At 57.9% G+C, this 24546-nt stretch carries 25 protein-coding genes and 1 tRNA gene; 9 read left to right on the top strand and 17 right to left on the bottom strand.

What is annotated here, in order from left to right; translation table 11 throughout:
- Positions 1-41 precede the first annotated feature (41 nt).
- The 6 genes from lon to F8B91_RS03765 form a co-directional block, all read right to left on the bottom strand.
- A complete protein-coding gene (gene lon, locus F8B91_RS03790) occupies positions 42-2459 on the bottom strand; it encodes an endopeptidase La (RefSeq protein ID WP_196502373.1) in 2418 nt (805 codons plus the stop codon).
- 98 nt (positions 2460-2557) lie between these two features.
- Positions 2558-3841: an ATP-dependent Clp protease ATP-binding subunit ClpX gene (clpX, locus tag F8B91_RS03785; RefSeq protein ID WP_196502372.1), complete on the bottom strand. Its 1284-nt coding sequence runs from the start codon at positions 3839-3841 to the stop codon at positions 2558-2560.
- A 185-nt stretch (positions 3842-4026) separates the two neighbouring features.
- Positions 4027-4656 carry an ATP-dependent Clp protease proteolytic subunit gene (locus F8B91_RS03780; RefSeq protein WP_196502371.1) on the bottom strand — a complete coding sequence of 210 codons (630 nt, stop codon included), beginning with the start codon at positions 4654-4656 and terminating at the stop codon, positions 4027-4029.
- Positions 4657-4762: 106 nt separating this feature from the next.
- Complete coding sequence (locus tag F8B91_RS03775) at positions 4763-5611, bottom strand: aspartyl/asparaginyl beta-hydroxylase domain-containing protein (protein WP_196502370.1); 849 nt, start codon at positions 5609-5611, stop codon at positions 4763-4765.
- Between the two features lie 181 nt (positions 5612-5792).
- The gene (gene tig / locus F8B91_RS03770) at positions 5793-7157 is read right to left on the bottom strand and encodes a trigger factor (protein WP_196502369.1); all 1365 of its coding nucleotides are present in this window, start codon (positions 7155-7157) and stop codon (positions 5793-5795) included.
- A gap of 38 nt (positions 7158-7195) precedes the next feature.
- A tRNA-Leu gene (locus F8B91_RS03765) sits at positions 7196-7277 on the bottom strand.
- 248 nt (positions 7278-7525) lie between these two features.
- On the opposite strand from F8B91_RS03765, the gene F8B91_RS03760 reads away from it, so the two are divergent.
- The gene (locus F8B91_RS03760) at positions 7526-7915 is read left to right on the top strand and encodes a DoxX family protein (RefSeq protein WP_196502368.1); all 390 of its coding nucleotides are present in this window, start codon (positions 7526-7528) and stop codon (positions 7913-7915) included.
- 42 nt (positions 7916-7957) lie between these two features.
- Here F8B91_RS03760 and F8B91_RS03755 read toward each other — a convergent pair whose 3' ends face one another.
- The 4 genes from F8B91_RS03755 to F8B91_RS03740 all read right to left on the bottom strand — a co-directional run bounded on the left by F8B91_RS03755 (position 7958) and on the right by F8B91_RS03740 (position 11391).
- Entirely contained in the window at positions 7958-8269 is a 312-nt protein-coding gene (locus tag F8B91_RS03755) for a hypothetical protein (protein WP_196502367.1), read from the bottom strand.
- Positions 8270-8345: 76 nt separating this feature from the next.
- On the bottom strand, positions 8346-8660 hold the full coding sequence (locus F8B91_RS03750) for a hypothetical protein (protein WP_196502366.1): 315 nt from the start codon (positions 8658-8660) through the stop codon (positions 8346-8348).
- Positions 8661-8681: 21 nt separating this feature from the next.
- The gene (locus tag F8B91_RS03745) at positions 8682-9995 is read right to left on the bottom strand and encodes a replication-associated recombination protein A (protein ID WP_196502365.1); all 1314 of its coding nucleotides are present in this window, start codon (positions 9993-9995) and stop codon (positions 8682-8684) included.
- Between the two features lie 19 nt (positions 9996-10014).
- The gene (locus F8B91_RS03740; protein WP_196502364.1) at positions 10015-11391 is read right to left on the bottom strand and encodes a Do family serine endopeptidase; all 1377 of its coding nucleotides are present in this window, start codon (positions 11389-11391) and stop codon (positions 10015-10017) included.
- Positions 11392-11477: 86 nt separating this feature from the next.
- Here F8B91_RS03740 and F8B91_RS03735 point away from each other — a divergent pair, with 86 nt between their 5' ends.
- Positions 11478-12668: a type III PLP-dependent enzyme gene (locus tag F8B91_RS03735; protein WP_196502363.1), complete on the top strand. Its 1191-nt coding sequence runs from the start codon at positions 11478-11480 to the stop codon at positions 12666-12668.
- 6 nt (positions 12669-12674) lie between these two features.
- On the opposite strand, the gene F8B91_RS03730 is transcribed toward F8B91_RS03735, so the two are convergent.
- The gene (locus tag F8B91_RS03730; RefSeq protein ID WP_348641717.1) at positions 12675-13661 is read right to left on the bottom strand and encodes an isopenicillin N synthase family dioxygenase; all 987 of its coding nucleotides are present in this window, start codon (positions 13659-13661) and stop codon (positions 12675-12677) included.
- Positions 13662-13755: 94 nt separating this feature from the next.
- Here F8B91_RS03730 and F8B91_RS03725 point away from each other — a divergent pair, with 94 nt between their 5' ends.
- A complete protein-coding gene (locus tag F8B91_RS03725; RefSeq protein WP_196502362.1) occupies positions 13756-13899 on the top strand; it encodes a hypothetical protein in 144 nt (47 codons plus the stop codon).
- A gap of 17 nt (positions 13900-13916) precedes the next feature.
- Here F8B91_RS03725 and F8B91_RS03720 read toward each other — a convergent pair whose 3' ends face one another.
- Positions 13917-15446 (bottom strand): RecQ family ATP-dependent DNA helicase, encoded by a 1530-nt coding sequence (locus tag F8B91_RS03720; RefSeq protein WP_196502361.1) that lies wholly within the window; start codon positions 15444-15446, stop codon positions 13917-13919.
- 69 nt (positions 15447-15515) lie between these two features.
- Here F8B91_RS03720 and uvrA point away from each other — a divergent pair, with 69 nt between their 5' ends.
- The 3 genes from uvrA to F8B91_RS03705 all read left to right on the top strand — a co-directional run bounded on the left by uvrA (position 15516) and on the right by F8B91_RS03705 (position 19088).
- Positions 15516-18434 (top strand): excinuclease ABC subunit UvrA, encoded by a 2919-nt coding sequence (uvrA, locus tag F8B91_RS03715; RefSeq protein WP_196502360.1) that lies wholly within the window; start codon positions 15516-15518, stop codon positions 18432-18434.
- Between the two features lie 76 nt (positions 18435-18510).
- Entirely contained in the window at positions 18511-18753 is a 243-nt protein-coding gene (locus tag F8B91_RS03710; RefSeq protein WP_196502359.1) for a hypothetical protein, read from the top strand.
- A gap of 32 nt (positions 18754-18785) precedes the next feature.
- A complete protein-coding gene (locus tag F8B91_RS03705) occupies positions 18786-19088 on the top strand; it encodes a hypothetical protein (protein ID WP_196502358.1) in 303 nt (100 codons plus the stop codon).
- Here F8B91_RS03705 and F8B91_RS03700 read toward each other — a convergent pair whose 3' ends face one another.
- Both F8B91_RS03700 and F8B91_RS03695 read right to left on the bottom strand, forming a co-directional pair.
- Positions 19089-19310, bottom strand: a complete 222-nt coding sequence (locus F8B91_RS03700; protein ID WP_196502357.1) for a hypothetical protein — start codon at positions 19308-19310, stop codon at positions 19089-19091.
- Between the two features lie 42 nt (positions 19311-19352).
- Positions 19353-19820, bottom strand: a complete 468-nt coding sequence (locus F8B91_RS03695) for a hypothetical protein (protein ID WP_196502356.1) — start codon at positions 19818-19820, stop codon at positions 19353-19355.
- A gap of 106 nt (positions 19821-19926) precedes the next feature.
- On the opposite strand from F8B91_RS03695, the gene vapB reads away from it, so the two are divergent.
- From vapB to F8B91_RS03680, 3 genes are all read left to right on the top strand, one after another.
- A complete protein-coding gene (gene vapB / locus F8B91_RS03690) occupies positions 19927-20160 on the top strand; it encodes a type II toxin-antitoxin system VapB family antitoxin (RefSeq protein ID WP_196502355.1) in 234 nt (77 codons plus the stop codon).
- Positions 20157-20558 carry a PIN domain-containing protein gene (locus F8B91_RS03685; RefSeq protein WP_196502354.1) on the top strand — a complete coding sequence of 134 codons (402 nt, stop codon included), beginning with the start codon at positions 20157-20159 and terminating at the stop codon, positions 20556-20558. Before vapB ends, F8B91_RS03685 begins: the two co-directional genes overlap by 4 nt.
- A 513-nt stretch (positions 20559-21071) precedes the next feature.
- The gene (locus F8B91_RS03680; protein ID WP_196502353.1) at positions 21072-21485 is read left to right on the top strand and encodes a hypothetical protein; all 414 of its coding nucleotides are present in this window, start codon (positions 21072-21074) and stop codon (positions 21483-21485) included.
- Positions 21486-21498: 13 nt separating this feature from the next.
- Here F8B91_RS03680 and msrA read toward each other — a convergent pair whose 3' ends face one another.
- From msrA to glmS, 3 genes are all read right to left on the bottom strand, one after another.
- Complete coding sequence (gene msrA / locus F8B91_RS03675; RefSeq protein WP_196502352.1) at positions 21499-22200, bottom strand: peptide-methionine (S)-S-oxide reductase MsrA; 702 nt, start codon at positions 22198-22200, stop codon at positions 21499-21501.
- Between the two features lie 114 nt (positions 22201-22314).
- The gene (locus F8B91_RS03670) at positions 22315-22710 is read right to left on the bottom strand and encodes a hypothetical protein (protein WP_196502351.1); all 396 of its coding nucleotides are present in this window, start codon (positions 22708-22710) and stop codon (positions 22315-22317) included.
- Positions 22707-24533 (bottom strand): glutamine--fructose-6-phosphate transaminase (isomerizing), encoded by a 1827-nt coding sequence (gene glmS, locus F8B91_RS03665; protein ID WP_196502350.1) that lies wholly within the window; start codon positions 24531-24533, stop codon positions 22707-22709. The genes F8B91_RS03670 and glmS overlap by 4 nt, the downstream gene beginning before the upstream one ends.
- Positions 24534-24546 lie beyond the last annotated feature (13 nt).

The raw sequence follows: 24546 nt of genomic DNA, 5'->3' as shown, positions 1-24546 counted from the left end.
GCTCATCACCCGGGGTTTTCAATTTATCAGTGTACAGATGGTCAGTGCGCCGTAGCACCTTCACCATCGCGCAGCTTGGCGGCGCGGGCTGCGGCAGCGGCTTCTTCCGCTTCCTCATCCCAGATGATGGCTTCCGGCTGGCGCACAAGCGCGTGCTTCAGCACATCATCCATCTTGGCGACCGGAATGATCTCCATCCCGTTCTTCACCGAGACCGGCACATCCGCGAGGTCTTTCACATTCTCCTCAGGGATCATCACGGTCTTGATGCCACCGCGCAGAGCGGCCAGCAGCTTTTCCTTCAAACCACCGATCGGCAGGACGCGGCCACGCAGCGTGATCTCGCCCGTCATGGCAACATCCTTGCGCACCGGAATGCCGGTCATCACCGAGACAATGGCCGTGACCATGCCGACACCGGCCGACGGACCATCCTTCGGCGTTGCCGCTTCCGGAACGTGAACGTGAATGTCACGCTTGTCGAACACAGGCGGCTTCACACCGATCAGAGGTGCGCGGCTGCGGACATAAGATGATGCAGCCGAAATCGACTCCTTCATCACGTCCTTCAGATTGCCGGTTACCGTCATGCGGCCCTTGCCAGGCATCATCAGGGCTTCAATGGTCAGCAATTCGCCGCCCACTTCCGTCCAGGCCATACCCGTGACCACACCGACCTGATCTTCACTCTCGGCAAGGCCGTGCTTGTAGCGCGGCACGCCAAGATAGGATTCAGCCAATTCGGCATCCACCTTGATCTTCTTCTTTTTGCCGATCATCAGGTCCTTGGTGGCCTTGCGGGCCAAGGTCGAGACTTCGCGCTCAAGATTACGCACACCGGATTCCCGGGTGTAATTCTCGATCACCACCTTCAAAGCGTCCGGGGTGATTTCGAATTCCTTCTTCGACAGGCCATGGTGCTCCATGGACTTCGGGATCAAGTGGCGGCGTGCGATCTCAGCCTTTTCCTCTTCGGTGTAACCGGCGAGGCGGATGATTTCCATACGGTCCAGAAGAGCCGGCGGAATGTTCAGCGTGTTCGACGTGGTCACGAACATCACATTCGAGAGGTCATATTCAACCTCGAGATAGTGATCCATGAAAGTCGAGTTCTGTTCCGGATCCAGCACTTCGAGAAGCGCTGCAGACGGATCGCCACGGAAATCCATGCCCATCTTGTCGATTTCGTCGAGCAGGAAAAGCGGATTGCTCTTCTTGGCCTTCTTCATCGACTGGATGATCTTGCCGGGCATCGAACCAATATAGGTGCGGCGGTGACCGCGGATTTCGCTTTCGTCACGCACGCCACCCAGTGACATGCGCACGAATTCGCGGCCCGTTGCTTTCGCAATGGATTTCGCAAGCGAGGTCTTGCCCACGCCGGGCGGCCCGACGAGGCACAGGATCGGCCCGCGCAGCTTCTTGGTGCGGCCCTGCACGGCGAGGTACTCGACGATACGGTCCTTCACTTTCTCGAGGCCGAAATGATCGGTATCGAGAACGTTCTGCGCGAAATCCAGATCAGATTTCACCTTGGACGGCTGGTTCCACGGAATGTTGAGCAGCCAGTCGAGATAGTTGCGCACCACAGTGGCTTCAGCCGACATCGGCGCCATCTGCTTCAGCTTCTTGATCTCGGCATCGGCACGCTCGCGTGCTTCCTTGGAGAACTTGGTGGCGGCAATGCGCTTCTCTAGTTCTTCAACTTCGTTTTTCTCGCCGGCTTCGCCGTCGCCGAGTTCCTTCTGAATGGCCTTCATCTGCTCATTCAAATAATACTCGCGCTGCGTCTTCTCCATCTGGCGCTTTACGCGACCACGGATGCGCTTCTCGACCTGGAGGACGGAGATCTCGCCTTCCATGAAGCCGAAGCACTTTTCCAGGCGCTCTGCTACATCGATGGTCTCAAGCAATTCCTGCTTTTCCGGAATCTTGATCGACAGATGCGCAGCCACCGTATCAGCCAGCTTCGACTGATCGGTGATCTGGCCGAGCGTGGCCAAAACTTCCTGCGGCACTTTCTTGTTGAGCTTCACATAGGATTCGAACTGCTGCACAGCCGTGCGCGCCAAGGCATCAGCCTCGGCACCCGTCTGGGCAATCGAAGGCAGCAGCGAAATTTCAGCTTCAAAAAATTCCGGGCGCGCGGTGAAGCGTTCGACCTTGGCACGGTCCGTGCCTTCAACCAGCACCTTCACAGTGCCGTCCGGCAGCTTCAACAGCTGCAGCACCTGGGCCAGCGTGCCGACATCATAAATGGTTTCAGCAGTCGGCTCATCATCGCCAGCATTGCGCTGGGCGACGAGCAGAATGCGCTTGTCTTCGCGCATCACTTCTTCAAGTGCGGCGATCGACTTCTGGCGGCCAACAAACAGCGGCACCACCATGTGCGGGAAAACCACGATGTCCCTCAGCGGCAACACGGGCAGGATTTCAGTCTTGGCGTTGGTCTTTGTCATTTTCATTCCTTCTGCGGAATTCCTGCCCCGATACCGGCAACAGACCCGCTATTGTTGAGAGAGATGTGGACATGGCCCACATCTCTTTCAAGGCCTCATCAGGCAGAGGCGGGAACGGCTTTTGCGTTGCCGGATTTTTCGCGGTCAGCATAGATCAGCAGCGGCTTGGCATCGCCAGCAACAACCTCTTTCGAGATCACCACTTCTTCAACGCCGGTCATGCCCGGCAGATCATACATGGTATCAAGGAGGATACCTTCCATGATGGAACGCAAACCACGCGCACCGGTCTTGCGCTCAATCGCCTTGCGCGCAATCGCCTTCAGGCTGTCTTCCGGCAGCGTGAGTTTCACGCCTTCCATTTCGAACAGGCGCTGATACTGCTTCACGATGGCGTTCTTCGGCTCGGCGAGAATTTGCACGAGTGCCACTTCATCGAGATCTTCCAGCGTAGCGACAACCGGCAAGCGGCCGACGAATTCCGGGATCAGGCCGAAGCGCAGCAAATCTTCCGGCTCGAGCTCGCGCAGCACGGTCCCCGTGCGGCGATCATCAGGCCCGCGCACTGTTGCACCGAAACCAATGCCCGTGCCTTTCGAGCGCTGCGAAATGATGCGCTCCAGGCCAGCGAATGCACCGCCACAGATGAACAGGATGTTGGACGTATCCACCTGCAGGAATTCCTGCTGCGGGTGCTTGCGGCCACCCTGCGGCGGAACCGAGGCAACCGTGCCTTCCATGATTTTCAGAAGCGCTTGCTGCACGCCTTCGCCCGACACGTCACGGGTGATCGAAGGATTGTCAGACTTGCGGCTGATCTTGTCGATTTCGTCGATATAGACGATGCCGCGCTGCGCCTTCTCGACATTATAGTCGGCCGACTGCAGCAGCTTCAGGATGATGTTCTCGACGTCTTCACCCACGTAACCGGCTTCGGTCAGCGTGGTGGCGTCGGCCATGGTGAAGGGCACATCGAGGATGCGCGCCAGTGTCTGCGCCAGCAGCGTCTTGCCGGAACCCGTGGGGCCCACCAGCATGATGTTGGATTTTGCCAGCTCAACGTCACCTGTGTTCTTGGTGCCGTGGTTCAGGCGCTTGTAATGGTTGTGCACGGCCACCGAGAGCACGCGCTTGGCGTGATCCTGGCCGATGACATAATCATCCAGCACCTTGCGGATTTCATGCGGCGTCGGAACGCCGTCCTTGGACTTGGTGAGCGAGGATTTGTTCTCCTCGCGGATGATGTCCATGCAAAGCTCAACGCATTCATCGCAAATAAATACGGTCGGCCCGGCAATGAGTTTTCTCACCTCATGCTGGCTCTTGCCGCAGAATGAGCAATACAGCGTATTCTTGCTGTCCGATGGTGCATTCTTGCTCATTTGATACCTCACTTTCACAGGGTCCGTAGATAAGGACCAACGGCTGACTTTAGCCCATTTTACCGAGTCGAATCCAGCTTGCGCTTCGAGCGTTAATCAATTCTTGCCCGAGCGCAAGCCCGCGCCGGGAAGCAAGCCCAGCGCAAGGCGCAACTGTTGATAAAGTTCCGCTTGATACGGTGTAACTATTTGGAATCGCTTGATTCTGGGCGCTTTTCCAGAACCTTGTCGATCAGACCAAAAGCCACCGCCTGCTCCGCACTCATGAAATTGTCGCGCTCAAGTGCGTCTTCAATTTCCTTATACGTGCGGCCCGTATGCTTCACGTAGATTTCATTGAGGCGGTTCTTCAGCGTTTCCACGTTGCGGGCATGGATCATGATGTCGGTGACCTGGCCTTGGAAACCACCTGATGGCTGATGCACCATCACGGTCGAATGCGGCAGGCCAAAGCGCATGTCCTTGTGCCCGGCACACAGCAACAGAGAACCCATCGAAGCCGCCTGCCCCATCACGGTGGTGGAAATGGCCGGCTTGATGAATTGCATCGTGTCATAGATCGCCATGCCGGCCGTCACCGAGCCGCCGGGCGAATTGATGTACATCGAGATTTCCTTTTTGGGGTTTTCGGCCTCAAGGAACAGCAGCTGCATGCAGATCGAAGCGGCGACTTGGTCGTCCACCTGGCTGTTCAGGAAGATGATGCGTTCACGCAGCAGGCGCGAGGGGAGATCATAAACGCGTTCGCCCCGGCTTTCCTGCTGGATGACGGAGGGCCAGAAACTGGCGCGGGGTTCATTATCGTAGAGGTTCATAGCGGGCCTTTCCCAGGTGAATCACTTGATTTGGCACCATAGATAGGAGTGCTTACGCGGAAGTGAAAGGGGGCAGAGGCTAACGCCCCACGTGCCGCCGAAAGCGTTAATGCAGCTTGCGGCTCTCGCGCGCTTCCTGCGCGGCGTCGGCCAACTTTTCCATGTTTTCGTTGCTCTGCCGGGTGGCCGCCTCGAAGCGGTCTTCGAAATCACCCAGATTCTTCTTCGGCGTTTGATAGAAGGCGGTGAACTTCATTGCCCAGATGAAGAATCTGAGCAACGCCCTGCCCCGCCATTTCATCGGCCGGTCAAAATCGAAAATCAGGATCACGCGTTCTTCTTCAGTGTTGTTCCACACTTCATGCTCGAACGTGTCATCCAGCACGAAAACCTTGCCCGGTTCCCATTGGCGGATTTCCTTGTCCACGCGGATGGTGCAGTTTTCGCGCTGCTTCGGAATGATCAGGCCCAGATGGGCCCGCAGGATGCCCTTGGTCACGCCCTGGTGTGGCGGAATGTGATAGCCGGGTGCCAAGATTGAGAACCACGAAATTTCGATATTCGGCACCTGCTCCAGCAACGAAGTGGTGAAGGGAGCTTGCGCGCAATTCTTCTGCAGCTTTTGGCCGAAGCCATAGAGGAAAAATGTACGCCAGCTCTTGCCCTTGGCAATCAGATGCTGCTCCGGCGAGACTTCCTGGAAGGCCGGAATCTCTTCGCGGTTCTTCAGGATGACTTGCACCTCATCGCGGATCTTTTCCCAATTGTCGGAAAACATCTGCAGGAAGGGAAAGTTGTCGTTCTTCAGAAACGGCTTGTCTTCCACCAGGCTCTGCCGCCCGAAGAAATCGCCCACCACGCGGGTGAATTTCTCGCCTGAGCGATAAACCGCCTGCCTGCGCCATTCGCTGAAGCTCTGGCGCGTGGTTTCATTGCCTGAAGGTGTTTCTGTCATCGCCGAACGTAAAGCCTCTGTACATACGCCAAGTCGCTGCTCCGGCGCCGCTCCGGTGCAATACAACCGGCATTATAACCCGATCACGGATTGTAACCAACATGAAATATGGGTGACAACGAGGCCAAAAGCAAAAAGGCGGACCACAGGGCCCGCCTTTCGCATTGAATTGGGTACAGCCTTATGCAGCGTCCTGGGTCTCTTCGTCTTCCACCAGCGCCTTCAGCTCTTCGCGGCTGACCTGCTTGTCGGAAACCTTGGCCTTGGCCACGATGTGATCCACGACCTTCTGTTCAAAGATAGGCCCACGCAGCTCAAGCAGCGCATTGTTGTTCTGACGATAGAAATCAAACACCTGCTTTTCCTGGCCGGGGAACTGACGGGCGCGAGCGATCAGCGCCTGTTGCAATTCCTGGTCGGTGATGGTCACACCTTCTTTTTCGCCGATGGTGCCCAGCACCAGGCCCAGACGCACGCGGCGCTCGGCAATCTTGCGATAATCGGTGCGGGCCTGGTCTTCGGTGGTGTTCTCATCCGCAAAGGTTTTATTGGCCTTTGTCATCTCCTGCTGGAGGGCGCTCCAGATGCCTTCAAATTCGGCATCCACCAGGCGCTGCGGCAGTTCGAACGCATATTGCTTGTCCATCGCGTCCAGAACATCGCGCTTCAGCTTCATCGCGGTCATCTGCGCGAATTCGCGGTCGAGACCGGACTTCACCATTTCCTTGAGCTTGGCCAGATCTTCAAAGCCAACCTTCTTGGCGAATTCATCATCAACCTTGGCTTCGCCGGGGATTTCGACCGACTTCACCTTCACGGCGAAGGAGGCTTCCTTGCCAGCAAGGTGAGCCGCACCGTAATCAGCCGGGAACGTCACCTTCACCGTGCGGTCATCGCCTTCCTTGGCGCCGACCAATTGGTCTTCAAAGCCGGGGATGAACTGGTTCGAGCCGATCTCGAGCGGAATGTCATCGCCCTTGCCCCCGTCAAATTCGGTGCCGTCGATCGAGCCGACGAAATCAATGGTCACGCGGTCGCCCTTGGCAGCCGGGCCATCCTTCTTCTCGCCGAACGACTTGTACTGCTCGGTGAGCTGCTTCAGCGATTCATCCACATGTTCGTCGCTCGGGGTGACAATATGCTTGGCCAGTTCGATGCCAGCGAAATCTTTCACTTCGAATTCCGGCACCACTTCGGTGGCCACGGTGAAGGTCAGGTCGGCCTTGCCGTCCATCACGGCATTCACTTCCGTCTCGTCTTCCGGCAGCTTCACTTCCGGCTGATAAGCGGGCTTCAGATTGCGGTCAGCGAAAACCTGGCGCGACTGGGCATCCACTTTTTCCTGGATCACTTCGGCCATGGCCGATTTGCCGTAAAGGTTCTTCACATGCGCCACCGGCACTTTGCCCGGGCGGAAACCCTTGATTTGCGCCTTGCCGGCAATATCCTTCAGCTTGGCATCCAGATCCTTATTCAGGTCCGCGGCACCGACGACGACCTTGAATTCACGCTTCAGGCCAGAGTTCACAGTTTCAGTAACTTGCATTGTCTCTCTCTTCAAAATGCTGATGCTTCAAACAGGCTTGGTGCGGGCGGAGGGACTCGAACCCCCACGATTGCTCGGCGGCACCTAAAGCCGCTGCGTCTGCCATTTCGCCACGCCCGCCTGTTTGCGGCACTGCCCAAATGGGCATATCTTTTGCTTGCGAGGCGCTATAGCGAGCCTTGACGCGTTATGCAAAGCCCAAATGGCCCTTGCTATTTGTAATTTTATTTGTTACAGATACGCTTCCGGGCATGCAGGGCGAAGGCTTTTGCGTTGCCGGATCGCGGCCAATTCTTCGATTGGCGCGTTTCATAAGCCATGCGCATCACGCGCTAGCCATCAACCCCCATTAAACAGGTAATAAACTTATGAATTCTGGAATTATCCCCACTTCCTGGCAAGGTCCGCTGCAGGCGCTGCTGCGCGTCGTAACCGGCCTACTTTTCATCGAGCACGGCACCGTGAAGCTGTTCGCCTTCCCGACCGCTTCGGGCATGGACAGCCTGCCCCCGCTGCTGATGATCGCTGCCATCCTTGAAGTGATTGGCGGCATCCTCTTCACCGTCGGCGCCTTCACGCGTTGGGTTGCCTTCATCTTGGCTGGTCAAATGGCCGTTGCATACTTCATGGCGCATTTTCCCCAGACCTTCTGGCCCGTGGGTAATGGTGGCGAAGCAGCCATCCTGTTCTGCTTCATCTTCCTGTTCTTTGCCGCAGCCGGCGCTGGCCCCTACAGCGTGGACGACAGCCGCAAGTAATTCTATTGCAGATGGGCCGGATCAAATCCGGCCCATTTTACTTCAGCAATCCTCGTTGTGAACAGCGTTGGTGAAAGCACGCTTCTTGAACGAATAGCCAAACTCGCAAAAATACTTGCCGTCGCCCTTGCTGCAGGTCAGCCCGCTCTTGTCGGTCTTGTCAGTCGTGCCGGTGCACTCTTGGTCCACCGCCTTGCCGGTCATCCCGTCAAACAGCGTCTTGGCTGCATCGCCCTCGATGGTGATGTTCAAGCTCTTGTCGTCATTCACCGAAAGCGTGCCGCTGAGCTTGTCCTCGGCAATTGCCGGAACCGTCAGTATACTGATTAATATCACAGCCGAAAATATGCGCATCGTCGAACCCTCCCATTGGTGGTTGTAACTCTGTCTCAGCTTCGGCGCGTAATCAAGCCGCTTGTGAAAGCGCCGTTCAGCAATCGTCGCCACTGCCGCTGAAGGCGTGCTTCTTGAAGTCGTAGCCGAAATCGCAAGCATAGGTGCCATCCTCGGCCTTGATGCAATGCATCCCGCTAGCATCTGTCTTCTCCATGCCGCCGGTGCATTCTTCATGCACGGCCTTTTGCTTCATCCGGTCAAACAGCTCCTTGGCCGCTGCTCCATCGACAAAGAACGCGAAGTTTTTTTCCTCGGTGATGGAGTATGCGCCCGTGATTTTTGTATCTTCAGCAAACGCGCTTGGCGCGAATGAACTCAAGATCAGTATGGATGCCAACAAGTACTTCATTGCTCTCTCCCGATGTGAAACTCAGTTACCCTGCCGTTCGCGGCGCAGCTTGGCCCAATGGTCGAGACGCTTTTGGATTTCGCGCTCGAAGCCCCGCTCCACCGGCTGATAGAAATTCCGTCGGCCCATCTCCACCGGGAAATAGTCCTGCCCGGAAAAGGCATCCGGCTGGTCATGATCGTATTTGTAGCCCGAACCATATTCCTGCTGCTTCATCAGCTTGGTCGGCGCATTCAGTATCGTCTTGGGCGGCGACAACGAACCCGTCTCGCGCGCCGCAGCCATGGCCGCTGAATAAGCATTGTTGACCGCATTGGATTTGGGCGCCGACGCCACATAGATCACCGCTTGCGCCAAAGCCAACTCACCTTCCGGCGAGCCCAGAAAGTCATAAACATCCTTGGCCGCCAGCGCCTGCTGCACCGCCTGCGGATCAGCCAGGCCCACATCCTCAATCGCCATGCGCACAACGCGACGCGCCAGGAACAGCGGGTCTTCCCCCGCCGCCAGCATGCGGGCGAGGTAATAAAGGGCCGCATCCGGATCAGAACCGCGCACTGATTTATGCAACGCCGAAATCAGGTTGTAATGCCCATCCGCCGCCTTGTCGTAAAGCGGCATGCGCTTGGAAATGACCTTGCTGAGCGCCTCTGTGTCCAGCAGCTTGGCCCCTTCCGGCACCGACGCAAAAATCTCTTCGACCAGATTGAGAAAATACCGCCCGTCCCCATCGGCCATCTTCACCAGCGCGGCGCGCGCCTCAGCCTCCAGCGGCACTTCACGCTTTTCAAAAAACGCCGCCCGCGACAGCAACCCGTCCAGCGCGTCTTCCGTCAGCCGGTTCAACACCAGAACTTGTGCGCGTGACAGCAACGCACCATTCAGCTCGAAACTGGGATTCTCAGTCGTGGCCCCCACCAGTGTGATCGTGCCGTCTTCAACAAAAGGCAAAAATGAATCTTGCTGCGCTTTGTTGAAGCGGTGGATTTCGTCAACAAACAGCAACGTGCCCCTGCCCTGCATGCGCCGCATCCGCGCCTGGTCAAACGCCTTTTTAAGATCAGCCACACCAGAAAAAATCGCCGACATCTGCTCGAAGGCCAAACCGGTTTCGCCCGCCAGCAGCCTCGCGATGGTGGTTTTTCCGGTGCCTGGCGGCCCCCACAGGATAATTGAGGGAATGCGACCAGAGGCCAACATCTTGGTCAGGCTGCCTTCGGGACCCACGATATGATCCTGCCCTACAACATCCGCCAGCCGCGAAGGCCGCAACCGGTCGGCAAGGGGCCTTGGCCCCTCTTTGTCCAGTCCCGCTGCCTCGAAAAGGCTCACCATCACCCCAGCCTGATATCCCTCACCCGAGCCTAAAGTAAACCTTCTGCCCGCCGCGCAGCAATCCAATCACCCAGCCGCGTGATGGCTGCGCCACAACCCGCTGCAATGTATCCACAGTGTCGATGGCCGCACCATTCATTTCGAGGATGATATCGCCCTTGATGAAGAACTGCCGCGCTGGGCCATTCTGCAGGCCGCTGATCACTACGCCCTTGGCGGAGGTATCCATGCCCAGCTCATCGGCCACGGCCGGCGAAAGGTTGACGACGACGGCACCAGACAGCGGGTTCTTTCCAGTGATGCTGGTTTCCTGGCGCTCGACGGATTCAGGCGCTGCGATCAGCTTGATCTGCACTTGCTTGGTGGTCGTGCCGCGGCGATACTCCATCAGCTTGCTGTCACCAATATGCGATATGCCCAGCAGGTAATTCAGTTCCTGCGGATTTTCGAGAGACTTGCCATCCATCGCCATGATCACATCGCCCTGCTGCAACCCCGCTTCCCGCAGCGGGCTGAGTTGATCGAGATTGTTGATCAGCACGCCCTCCGGCCGGTCCAGGCCCAGCGCATCGGCAATGTCCTGGTTCACCACCTGGAATGTGCCGCCCATCCACGGCCGCACGATCTTCTTGCCGCTTTCAGCCGATTGCACCACCGTGGACACAAGATTGGCCGGAATCGAAAAGCCCAATCCCACCGAGCCGCCAGAGCGCGAATAGATCATCGAATTGATGCCAACCAGTTCGCCCTTCATATTGACCAGCGCGCCACCGGAATTGCCCGGATTGATCGCCGCATCGGTCTGGATGAAAGATTGGTAGTTGGAAGCGCCCACATCGGTGCGCGCCAGCGCCGAGACAATGCCATTGGTCACTGTCTGGCCCACCCCGAATGGGTTGCCGATGGCCAGAACAAGATCGCCCACTTCCAGGCTGTCGGAATTGCCGAAGGGCAAAATGGGAAGTTTCTCATCACCCACATCGATCCGCAGCACTGCAAGATCGGTCTTTTCATCGGCCAGCAAAAGCTTGGCCGGAAATTCGCGCTTGTCGGCCAGCGCTACGCGGATATCAGTCGCCCCGGTGATCACATGATTGTTGGTGACGATGATGCCGGATTTATCGACGATCACCCCCGAACCAAGCGAATTCCCAACGCGCTCACGCGGCTGCCCACGGCCAAAGAATTGCTGGAAGAACGGATCATCAAACGGCCCGCCCGCGCCCTGCACGCGCTGAATGGTCTTGGCATAGACATTGACCACCGCAGGCGCGGTCTTCTTCACCAGAGGTGCAAAGGAAAGCTGCATCTGCATTTTGTCGGTGGGCACCGTGTCGGCAAAGCCGGTCCCGGTTCCCAACACCACAGCAAGCACCAATCCGCTCAAAAACCGCATCAAACAACCTCACCTGATTTATCTTGAACCCGTCACATTATGAAGGGAGAATGCTGCTTCGGCAACAAACGCGACGAAATTGAGACATGACCGAGCCAGCAATCGCCCTTAAGACTTCAAACACATCAGCCCCGAAAGATGCAGGCGAGCTTTCGCTGCAGCTCGATGGTGAAACGGCGGTGTTCTGTTTCTCCGCCGATGCGCTCACGGCGCGCGCCAAGCTGTTCAATACCGGCTTCAAGGGCCTGGTCACTTTCGCGGTGAAATCCAACCCCTCGCGCGAAGTGGCATCCACGCTGGCCGCGGCCGGCCTCAAGGCCTGGGACGTGGCTTCGGTGCAGGAAATGGAGCTGGTCAGCGGCATCCAGAAGGACGCGCGCTTCCACTATCATAACCCCATCAAGTCGCTGCGCGAGATCACTCGCGCCTATAATGAATTCAACTGTCGCCGCTTCTGCATCGATTGCAAGGAAGAGCTGGCCAAGATCGTCAGCGTGGCAGGCAGTGACCGCAATATCGAAATTGCCGTGCGCATCGTGCTGCCGCGTGACCGTGGTGCATCAGCCCATGACTTCTCAACCAAGTTCGGAGCCCCAGAGCATATCGCACTGGAATTACTAAAGAAAGTGAAGGCGCTGGGATTCACCCCACTGATCACCTTCCATCCCGGTTCGCAAACCAAGGACCCACAGGTCTATGCCCGTCATATTGAAGCGGCAGCCCGCATTTCCAAACAGGCCGATGTGGAAATCACCAAGCTCAATGTCGGCGGTGGCTTCCCGGCGGATTACGAATATTCCAAGGCCCCTGAACCCGACGTCTATTTCCGCGCCATCGAAATCGCCCGTGACCAGCATTTCGCCGGCCGCACTTTACCAGCGCTCGAATGCGAACCGGGCCGCGGCCTTGTGGCAGGTTGCATGTCACTGCTCACCAATGTGAAGCTGGTCTGCTCCGATGGCGATGATATCTTCATCAATGACGGCGTCTATGGCGGCCTGATGGAATATATGCAGGTGCCGGAACTGAAGCCGCCAACCCGCGTGATCCGCAAGGGCAAGGTGCATAATGGCCAGGTCAAAAGTTGGAAAGTCTTCGGCCCCACTTGTGATCCGCTCGATGTGCTGCCGCACCGGCTCGATCTCTCAGCCGACCTGAAGGATGGCGACTTCATCGAATTCGGCATGCTGGGCGCTTATGGCATTTCCACCCTGACCAAGTTCAATGGCTACGGCCAAAACCTCGTCATGCCCGTCGGAAAAGTGCTGCAGAGCTAGTCCACCTCACTTCGCCGTGGATTTGAATTTTCCCATCAAATACGGGCCGGATCGCACCGGCTCATATTTGGCTGCAGCGCCATCCGCCACGCAGACATCCAGCACCTTGATTTCGGCATCCCAATTCGGCTGATGGAAGAACGCCATCGACTGGCGCCTGTCCATGCCGCCTTCATTAGCAGGCGGATTGACCACCCGGTGCACCGTCGAAACCCAGCGGTCATTCGTCCACCGCGCCATTAGGTCGCCGATATTAATGACGAAAGTGCCCTCGATCGGCGGCACGGGAGTCCACTTCCCATCCGGCGTGATGATTTCCAGCCCGCGTGAGCCCGCTTGCGGCAACAGGATTGTCAGGCTGCCATAATCGGCATGCGCCCCAGCGCGCAATTGGCCGGGCTGCGGAGCCACACGCTGTTCCGGATAGTTCAAGGCACGCAGCGCACTGACGGGTGCCGTGAGGAAGCCGTCAAAATATTTCTCATCCAGCTCCAGCGCCACTGCGAACACGCGCATGATCCGAACGCCCAGATCTTCCATCTGCGCATAATAACTTTTCCACGCATCCACAAAACCTGCGGGCTCTGCGGGCCAGATCGTGTCAGCGTAGCAAAACGCCAGCGCCTCTGGGTCAGCCAAACCATCGGGCTTGCGGAGCGGACCACCATTGAAGCTTTCCTTCAGGTCCGGCGGGGTATCGACATTGAGCGACTTCGCCAGCGCCTCGGTTCCAGGCCCCAGATAGCCATAAGGATAGCCCTTATAAGGTGCCTTGGATTCCTGCTTCTGCTCCGCCGGAAGATCGAAAAAATCATGCGCCGCGTTCCACGCCCGGTCGATAATGTCCTGCGGCACGCCATGATGTGCCACCGCCAGAAATCCGGTGGCGCGGCAAATGCGGTCAACCTCGGCACCAAGCATCTTCTTCTCATCCGCAGATGCCCGCTCAAAGCGCGCCAAATCAAAAACCGGAAAAGTGGAATTGGAATTCACTGCGCGCCCCTCAATACGTGCACCACACCATAGCTTGATCTTTCCGCCGATCTCAAGGATGGTTCAGCACCCCCATTGGAAAGGTGCTGCAATCATGATCCTGCTTCTGCTGCTCGCGCTGAACAATCACCACGGCGATGCCAAGCACGCCGCGCATCACGCCCAAACCAAGGCCCACGCCTCCTGTCACGTCTATGCGACCAAGGGGCCATTCAAGGGCGTGAAAACCTGCAAGTAACGGTCACTGGAACCCGTTCAACCGCCAGCCTCGATATAACTTGCAATTTCGGCCAGGAACGCGCGCCCAAATTTTTCCAGCTTCGCAGGCCCCACTCCTGAAATCTCGCCCAGATCCATTTCGGTCAGCGGCTTTTCGCGCGCCATTTCAATCAGCACCCGGTCATGGAAAATCACATAGGCCGGCACGCGCTTGGCCTGCGCCAGCTTGAAGCGCAACGCCTTCAGGCGTTGCAGCAAGGCCTCATTCAGCCCACCGGCCACCGCCTCGCGCATCGCGTCCGCACGCGCCACCTTCTTGGTGGGCCGTGGCGAGGCAACAGAACTCAGCCCCAAGCAATTATCGCAATTGCCACATGTCTCAGACGCCTGCCCGAAGTACGACAGCAACGCCTGCCGTCTGCAGCTCTTGGCCTCGGCAAAATCCACCAGCTTGGAAAGCCTGATGCCTTCCGACTTGCGCCGCGCTTCGTCACTGCTTTCCATATTGATGAAGCGCCGCCGCTTGGCCGCATCCTCCATGCCGAAAATCATATACGCATCCGCCGCCTCGCCATCACGGCCCGCGCGCCCGATCTCCTGATAATAGGCCTCCAGCGTGGAAGGCAAATCGGCATGAAACACAAACCGCACATCCGGCTTGTCGATGCCCATGCCGAAAGCAATGGTGGCACACACAATCAAGCCCGGCTCGGTCATGAACAGGTTCTGTACCTCGGCGCGCTGCTCGGCAGGCAGACCGGCATGATAGGCGAGCGCCCGGTGCCCACCGGCATTCAGCTCATCAGCCAAGGCCTCGGTGCGCGCCCGCGACAGCGCATAGACGATGCCGCTCTCACCCTTGCGGCTCTCGACAAAATCCAGCAGCTGGCGCGTCTTGTTGTCCTTGCGCGCCACATGCAGGCGAATATTCGGCCGGTCAAATCCGGAGAGTTGGATGTTGGCCCGCCCTCCAAACAGCTTCTGCGCAATGTCTTTCTGCGTGGCCGCATCAGCCGTCGCTGTGAACGCGCCAATCGGCACGTCGGGCAGCGCCGCGCGCAAGCCCTGAAGCGCATCATATTCCGGCCGGAACGAGGCCCCCCATTGTGAAATGCAATGCGCCTCATCAACTGCAACAAGCCCCACCGGCAGCCGCGCCAGCGCCTGCAACATGCGCCCATCCATCAGCCGCTCCGGCGAGAGGTACAGAAACGCCACTTCGCCCGCCGCCACGCGCTTCCAGATCTCTACATTCTCTTCCCGGCTCTGCGACGAATTGATCGTCTCGGCGCTGATCCCATCGAGCTTCAGCCCCTCGACCTGATCTTTCATCAAGGCCACCAGCGGCGACACCACAATGCACACCCCGCCACGCATCAAAGCAGGAACCTGAAAACACAAAGATTTCCCGGCACCCGTAGGCATCACCGCCAGAACATGCTGCCCCGCCGCCAGCCAATCCACGATCTTTTCCTGGCCGGGGCGGAAACTGTTAAAACCGAAGCGCGCGTGCAAAATCGCATGCTTGTCCTGCCCGCCTGTGGATATCTCAGAATCAACTGCCATATATGCGTCTTACCCCAGCCTATACTCGTGTGCATTGCACATGTTCTCGTTTTATTCTAGTCAGGTCTCATGTCCACAAAATCGATCACGATTCAGGGTGCCCGCGAGCACAACCTCAAAAATGTCTCCGTTGAACTGCCCCGCGACAAGCTGATTGTTTTCACGGGCCTGTCCGGCTCCGGCAAGTCGTCACTCGCCTTCGACACGATTTATGCCGAAGGCCAGCGCCGCTATGTGGAATCACTGAGCGCCTATGCCCGCCAGTTCCTCGAAATGATGCAAAAGCCGGATGTGGACCAGATTGACGGTCTCTCACCCGCCATTTCCATCGAGCAGAAGACGACAAGCCGCAACCCGCGTTCCACCGTGGGCACCGTCACCGAAATCTATGACTATTTGCGCCTGCTCTATGCCCGCGTCGGCATCCCCTATTCACCGGCCACCGGTCTTCCGATTGAAGCCCAAAGCGTGAGCCAGATGGTGGACCGCACCATGGCGCTGCCCGAAGGCACGCGCCTCTTCCTGCTCGCTCCCGTGGTGCGCGGGCGCAAAGGCGAATACAAGAAGGAATTCGCCGAATACCAGAAGAAGGGCTTCCAGCGCGTCAAGGTGGATGGCACCTTCTACGAGATCGACGCGGTGCCCGCGCTCGACAAGAAATACAAGCACGACATTGACGTGGTGGTGGACCGTATCGTGGTGAAGCCCGACCTCGCCACGCGCCTCGCCGACTCATTCGAAACCGCGCTCAAGCTCGCTGACGGCTTGGCCATTGCCGAATTTGCCGACAAGCCGTTGCCCGCCTCGCAGACCAAGGAAGGCGACAGCGCCAACAAAAGTGCCAATGAAACCCATGAGCGCATCATGTTCTCGCAGCGCTTTGCCTGCCCGGTTTCAGGCTTTACGATTGACGAGATCGAGCCGCGCATCTTCTCGTTCAACAATCCCTTCGGCGCCTGCCCCACTTGTGACGGCCTGGGCACTGAATTGAAATTCGAGCCGGAACTGGTCGTGCCCGATAGCGCCATGTCGCTGCGCCAGGGAGCGATTGCCCCCTGGGCCAAGACCGGCGCCACCTCTCCCTATTATACTCAGACGCTTGAGGCGCTGGCCAAGCACTACAAATTCTCGATGACCACGCCATGGAAGGACCTGCCCAAAAAGATCAAGGACGTGATCCTCAACGGCACCGGCGATGAGGAAGTCACCTTCACCTATGATGACGGCTTGCGCACCTATAAGAACAAGAAGCCCTTTGAAGGTGTGATCGGCAATATCGAACGCCGCTGGCGCGAAACCGATAGTGAATGGATGCGTGAGGAACTCGCCGTCTATCAGTCGGATCATGAATGCGCCGCCTGCCACGGTTACCGCCTGAAGCCGCAGACCTTGGCCATCAAGATCGACAAGCTGCATATCGGCCAGGTTTCGCAATTCTCCATCCGCGAGGCCGACAAGTGGTTTGGTGAACTCGCCGGCAAGCTCACGTCAAAGCAGAATGAAATTGCGGTGCGTATTTTGAAAGAGATCCGCGACCGCCTGAAATTCCTGGTCGATGTGGGTCTGGATTACCTGTCGATGAGCCGCGTCTCCGGCACGCTGTCGGGCGGCGAAAGCCAGCGCATCCGCCTCGCGTCACAAATCGGCAGCGGCCTCACCGGTGTTCTTTATGTTTTAGACGAGCCATCCATCGGCCTGCACCAGCGCGACAATGCCCGCCTCTTGCAAACCCTCACGCACTTGCGCGATCTCGGCAACACGGTGATCGTGGTGGAGCATGACGAAGACGCGATCCGCTTGGCGGATTACGTTCTCGATATCGGCCCCGGTGCCGGCGTCAATGGCGGCAAGATCGTCGCCGAAGGCACGCCCGAACAGGTGATGGCCAACCCCGCCTCGCTCACCGGCCAATATCTCACCGGCTTCCAGCAGGTGCCGGTGCCGCTGAAGCGCCGCAAGATCGACAAGAGCCGCAAGATCGTGGTGAAGGGTGCCCGCGCCAACAACTTGAAGAATGTCTCGGCAGAAATTCCGCTGGGCGTGTTCACTTGCGTGACCGGTGTATCCGGTGGCGGCAAATCCACGCTTGTCGTGGATACGATGTATCGCGGCCTCGCCCGCAAATTGATGGGCACGCGCGAAGCCCCGCTCGCCCATGATACGATCACCGGCATCGAGCATCTCGACAAGATCATCGATATCGACCAGAGCCCCATCGGCCGCACGCCGCGCTCCAACCCCGCCACTTACACTGGCGCCTTCACCTTCATTCGTGACTGGTTCGCAGGTCTCCCCGAAGCCAAGGCGCGCGGCTATGGCCCGGGCCGCTTCTCCTTCAACGTGAAGGGTGGCCGCTGCGAAACCTGCCAGGGCGACGGGGTCATCAAGATCGAGATGCACTTCCTGCCGGATGTCTATGTCACCTGCGATGAATGCAAGGGCCACCGCTACAACCGCGAAACCCTTGAGGTGAAATTCAAGGACAAGTCGATCGCTGACGTGCTCGACATGACGGTGGCCGAAGCCGCCGAATTCTTCCGCGCCGTGCCAAGTGTGCGCGACAAGATGGAAACGCTGGAACGCGTGGGCCTCGGCTACATCAAGGTCGGCCAGCAGGCGACAACGCTCTCCGGCGGCGAAGCGCAGCGCGTGAAGCTGGCCAAGGAGCTCAGCAAGCGCGCCACCGGCCGCACGCTCTATCTCTTGGACGAGCCCACGACCGGACTGCATTTCCACGACGTGAAAAAGCTGCTCGAAGTCCTCCACGAACTGGTTGACCAGGGCAATTCGATGGTCGTCATCGAGCACAATCTCGAAGTCATCAAGACGGCGGACTGGATCATCGACATGGGCCCGGAAGGCGGTGATGGCGGCGGCGAGATCGTCGCAGTCGGCACACCTGAAGATGTGGCTGCGGAAAAGCGCAGCTATACCGGCCATTACCTGAAGGACGTGCTCAAGCGCCCACGCCGGGAAGCAGCGGAATAGCGGCTTTCAATGTTGACGCTGCGCCGGGCCAGTGCGAGACTGGCAGGCGCGGCAAAGCCAAATCACGAGGTGTTCCATGACGACGAAAATCGGCCTTCTGAAGCGCGCCACGCTCGCGGTCCTCCTGGTCAGCACGGTGGCCGTCAGCCCGGCCTTTGCGCTGCGTGACGCCAGCTTCCTGCCGCAATGCCCGGACGACCAGATGTTCAGCATTCTGAACGGCAGATGCGTAGCGATGGAATTCTGGTATCACGCCGGTAAAAACAACCGCTCACATCGTGGTCACGCGAACACGCCCCCTGCCCCTCCTCCGAATTGAGCGTCCAGCTTCACAGGGGAAAAGAGACCCGAATGAAACTTGCACTTTTCATGCTGTTCACGGCCATCGGTTTGGCCGCAACACCCGCCTTGGCGTCGTCCGATGCCGCTTGGGCCGCGCTCAACAAAGCCAGCGCCAAGGCCTGCATCGCCGCCACCGGTTTCAAGAACGCCAAAGTTTCCGCCCCTACCGGCTTCTCCGACACTGTGGGTTATGACGCCCGCATCGTCACCGGCACCTATCCGCAAAAGCACATGAAGAATGCCACCGGGCAAATGCTGTGCCTCTATGCCCGCAAGTCAAAGACGGTCGAAGTGCAGGAACTGGCGAAGTAGCTAAGCCGCCTGCGCCAACACAACCTTGCGAAGCGAAACCAGGATGGTCCCCGCCAGCGCTATAATGCCGGCAAAGCCAAACACACCCAGCGAACCGATGTGATCGATCAGCAATCCGCCAATGATGGCACCCGCTGAAATCGCCACCTGGAATGATGTCAGCATCAGCGCACCCGCGCTCTCAGCCTCATCCGGCGCGGCTTGCGTAATGAAGGCCTGCACATTGACTGGATGTTCTGCGCAAGGATGCGACGAGTAACGCAATCAAAATGCGGGCGAACGCACCATTTCTTGGTAGTTGATTGTTGGCGTGAACCGAATTGCTGTAAACGAACTAATATCTGCAATAGCCGTATGAAACAGCTCAATAGTTGTTGTCGGGAATTGCCATACCCAACAATCTCGAGTCCCGATTCGTTCCGACGTGCCGTAACTTTCCGTCAAAACGCGCTTCGCCGCGTGAAGCGGGGTTGCGCTATTGCCTGTGAAATTTCCCTTTGACCGAATATGGACCTGTGCCAGCCTTCTCGTGCTTTTCTCAAATTGAAATACAATTTCAAACTCTTCATCAGAGATGTAAACAAGCGGGATTTTCAATAATCCGATCAGCCCTTTGAAGTCCTCATTGGTATTCTCAACAAGGTACTCTTGTCCGGTAACTGCGGAAACTTCGGCTACGCCCATGCCCCAGTAAGTGTCCCGCCAGCCTGTAACATCCTGAATTTTGACCATTTACACCTCAACGTGTCCCCTGAGATTAGCATCTTCTGCTTTTGGTGCCATGTAGAGCTTAAGCGCCTATTTGACTTGTATATACAAAGTGTATATACACTCCCTCATGTCCCGCTCCACCGTCTTCAAAAACAACCAGACCCAAGCCATCCGCGTGCCCAAGGCCCTCGCCTTTCCAGATAGCGTCAAGAACGTGGAAATCACTCGTCAGGGCAACGGCTTGCTCATCACCCCGCTTGTGAAGAGCGACTGGGAAACGTTTTTCTCCACGCCGGGCATTGATGAGGATTTCCTCAGCGATCGCAACCAGGACCTGCCGCAATCACGGAAGTGGAAGTGATCCGCTATTTGCTGGACACTGATTTTTGTGTTCACGCGCTGAGAAAGCGCACGCCTGCCGTGGCCCGGATGCTGCGCGAACATGCCACAGAAGCAGCGCTTTCAGACATTACTGCCTATGAACTTTTCTACGGCGCTGCCTCCTATGATGCGCCGGAGACCCGGCTGCACATCATTGAAGACTTCATTTCGCGGTTTCAGATCCTGCCCTTCAACACTGAAGCAGCGCGTCATGCCGGCGTGATCCGCGCCGAACTTGAGGCACAGGGCAAAATGATTGGAAACCTGGACATTCTGATCGGCGCCATCGCCCGCGCCGAAGGCCTCACCTTGCTCACCGGAAACGTCCGCGAATTTTCCCGCATCAAGGGCCTTCACACCAAAAGTTGGCGAACCTGAAAATATTCCTTTACAAAGGAATATAATTTATATACATCCGCCCCAGTCTTTTTCAAAAGGAGGGGACGATGCTGTACACAGAGTTCTCGTATCGCGAAAAAGATGGCAGCGCCTGCAAGCTGAAGCCTAACTCCCTTCAGTCTTCCGGGAGCTCCGGTTCTGGACCTTGGGCACTAAGACCCAAGCGCCTTCAATGGCTGACCAATATCAGCCCCGGATTTAAAATCGCTGCGTTTCGGTGGATCAAAACCGTTTCCAAAACCCCTGCTCCATCGCCATTCCCGCGCAAGCGGGCGCGGCGAAACGCATGGGCGGCGGGAACGCTTTGCGCCATCACGCCGGGCTTTGGCCCTTTCTTTCTTCCTCAGAATTCTGGTCGGCACAAGGTTCGGCAGAAACATCCCCTCCCCTTTTTCCCTGCGGGCCAGCGCATGAGATGATCGCTTTTCCATTGTCATTGCGCGGCCATGCCCATAACCTTCTTCCACTTGGGAAGACGGAAGGGGCTGTCGCATGAAATCAATTCTCGCATCACTCGTAGGGTTGGCGTTGCTGTCCTCAGCCGCCTCCGCGGCGCAAATGGTCGGCGGCAGCAAGGATGCCCATGGTTGCATCGGCCCCGCCGGCTATGTGTGGTCCGTTGTGCAGGCCCGCTGCGTGCGCGCCTTTGAGGTGGGCCACCGGTTGGACCCGACCACGCCCAGCGCCAACACGGTCTCGGCCTTCGTCGTGTTCCCGATGGGCGGCGACCAGACGCGCGCCGAGCTGCATTTGCCCTGGGAAAAGGCACCCCTCATCGCCAAGCGTATCATCCGCCCCGGCGCTGTCACCTGGACGGCGGGCAGCTACAAGCTGGTGCGCGCCCATGGGATGTATAGCCTCAGCAAGGGCACACGGTTGCTCTACCGGGGCACCGCCGCGCAGTGATGATTGAAGGGCCTCAGCCCTTCACCAGTTTCGGCTTTTCGCTGTAAAGCTGCGGGAACACCTTGGACAGGTTTTCCACCTTCGGAATATCGTTATAGGCGATATAGGGCTGGTGCGGATTGAGTGTCAGGTAATCCTGGTGATAATCCTCGGCCGGATAGAATGTTTTGCCGGGCTCCAGCGTGGTCACGATCTTCGCCTTGAACACCTTGGCCTTGTCCAGCTGGTCAATATAAGCCTGCGCCACCTTGGCCTGTGCATCGCTGAACGGGAAAATCGCAGAGCGATATTGCGTGCCCTCATCCGGGCCCTGATAGTTCAGCTGTGTGGGATCGTGCACCACCGAGAAATAGATCTGCAGCAGCGTGGCCAGGTTCACCACCTTGGGGTCGAAGGTGATCTCAACGGATTCGGCATGGCCCGTATCGCCATTGCTCACCAAGTCATACTTGGCCGTGTCAGCCTTGCCGCCGGCATAGCCCGAAACCGCATTGGTCACGCCCTTCACATGCTGGAACACGCCCTGCACACCCCAGAAGCAACCGCCGGCCAGCACGATTTTCTCTGATGCCACATCGCCCGCAGGCTCGGCCATTTCGGGCGCAGGAACCATCACCGCCTTTTCGGCGGCCACAGCACGATAGGCCAGCAGACCGCCTGAAAGCGAAGTGGCCAGCAAGGCAGTGAGGAAAGCGCGGCGTTTGAGAATGGTCATCTGGAGCTCCGATAATGCGTTCAATCTTGAAGCCTAACATCGGGTGTGAGACCCCCGATGTAAAGTCACTCTCCATCAACAGCGCGTGAACGCAATGTCAGTTGTTGGGCGATGTCAGCTGGTGGGGGCTGCGAAGCAAGCGACACCCAGCTTGCCATTCCAAGGCTGCTGCGGCTTGTCCCTGCCCGTACCCCAGACGCCGTCAAAGGCACTGGCATCTGCATTGAACCGGAGATCGAGACGGCCTGTGCCGTAATCATCGCGCCAGGTGAACTGCCAGCGCCCCGGGCCGGTGAGGTGGCCGCGCGACAATGTTCCGGGATGGATCTCCTCGCCGGAGGCGAAGGAGTAGTTGCCGGACAGGTTGCCGGCGTCATCCCGCGAGATACTAGTCTCCGCCGGCACCATCGCACCGCCACTGCTCAGTTCACCGCAATAAGTCCAAATCTCGGCCGAGGCTTGCGAAGTCAGCAACGCCAATGCAATCGCGCCGGCGGCAAGCCACTTCATTCCACCGTCACGCTCTTCGCCAGATTGCGCGGCTGGTCCACATCGGTGCCCATGAACACGGCAGCGTGATAGGCCAGTAATTGCACTGGGATCGCATAGATCAGCGGGCTGATGAAGGCATGCGCGTGCGGCACATGGATATGCCTGAACGCCTTGTGGGCATTCTGCTTGTGCGCCGTGTCGTCGGTGATCAAAACGATCTTGCCGCCGCGCGCCGCCACTTCCTCCATATTGGAAATGCTCTTCTCATAGAGCTCATCGCGCGGCGCAATCACGATCACCGGCACATGCTCATCGACCAGCGCGATCGGCCCATGCTTCAACTCGCCCGCCGCATAGCCTTCAGCGTGGATATAGGAAATCTCCTTGAGCTTCAGAGCGCCCTCAAGGGCGAGCGGATAATTAATCCCGCGCCCGAGGAACAGCACATCGCGCGCCTTGGAGATTTCATGCGCCACTGCAGCGATGTTTTTCTCCTGCTTCAGCACTTCGGTCATGTGGCGCGGCGCTTCGATCAACGCAGTCACATATTCGCGTTCAAGTTCTGGCGTCAGCGTGCCGCGCAACTTGCCTGCCAGCAACGCGAGGCAGGCAAGTGCCGCCAACTGGCAGGTGAAGGCCTTGGTGGAGGCCACGCCGATTTCCGGCCCGGCATAAGTGCGGATCACCAGCTCGCTTTCGCGCGCAATGGTGGATTCCGGCACGTTCACAATGGCAATCGTGTGCTGCCCCTGCGACTTGCAATAACGCAGCGCCGCCAGCGTATCCGCCGTCTCACCCGATTGCGAAACCACAATGGCCAAGCCATTCTTGGTCAGCGGTGCCTCGCGGTAACGGAACTCCGAAGCGATATCAACTTCCGTAGGAAGCCGCGCCACCTTCTCGAACCAATATTTGGCAGCAAGCCCGGCGTAGGATGCCGTGCCGCAAGCCGTAATCGAAATCCGGTCCAGCTTGGCAAAATCAAAAGGCAGTTTGTCTGGCACCTTCACTGTGCGCGTGCCGAAATCGATATATTCTGCCAGCGTATGGCCGACGACTTCCGGCTGTTCTTCGATTTCCTTGGCCATGAAATGCCGGTGGTTGCCCTTGTCCACCAGCATGGCCGAAGCCTGGCTGAAGGAAATCGGTCGGATCACGATGCGGTTGCTCGCATCGAAAATCTGGAAGCTTTTGCGCGTCGCCACAACCCAGTCGCCATCTTCAAGATAAGTGATGCGGTTGGTGAAGGGAGCCAGCGCAATGGCATCCGAGCCCAGATACATTTCGCCTTGCCCGTGGCCCACGGCCAGCGGCGGCCCGTTGCGCGCACCAATCAACAGATCATCTTCCGACTTGAACATGATCGCCAGCGCAAATGCCCCGCGTAATTTCCCCAGAACAGCACGCACCGATTCAATGGGTGAGGTTCCCTTGGCGCGTTCCTGCGCCAGCAGATGCGCGACGACCTCAGTGTCAGTCTGAGTTTCAAACTTAGCACCCGACTGGATCAACTCTTCCTTCAACTCGGCAAAGTTCTCGATGATGCCATTATGCACCAGCACCACATCGCCCACGATATGCGGATGGGCATTCGTTTCGTTCGGCACACCATGTGTGGCCCAGCGGGTATGGCCAATGCCGGATGTACCTTGCAGCGGCTCGCTGCGCAGCTTGTCTTCCAGATTGCGCAATTTGCCCGGCGCGCGGCGGCGTGCAATGGCACCATCTTCCAGCGTGGCAACACCCGCTGAATCATAGCCGCGGTATTCAAGGCGGCGCAGCGCTTCCACGATATCGAGTGCTACGGGCTTGGTGCCCAGAATGCCGACGATGCCACACATATTGTTCTGCTCT

Origin of the sequence: Aestuariivirga litoralis (assembly GCF_015714715.1) — a bacterium.
Lineage (GTDB): Bacteria > Pseudomonadota > Alphaproteobacteria > Rhizobiales > Aestuariivirgaceae > Aestuariivirga > Aestuariivirga litoralis_A.
This window is presented reverse-complemented; position numbering and strand designations above follow the sequence as displayed.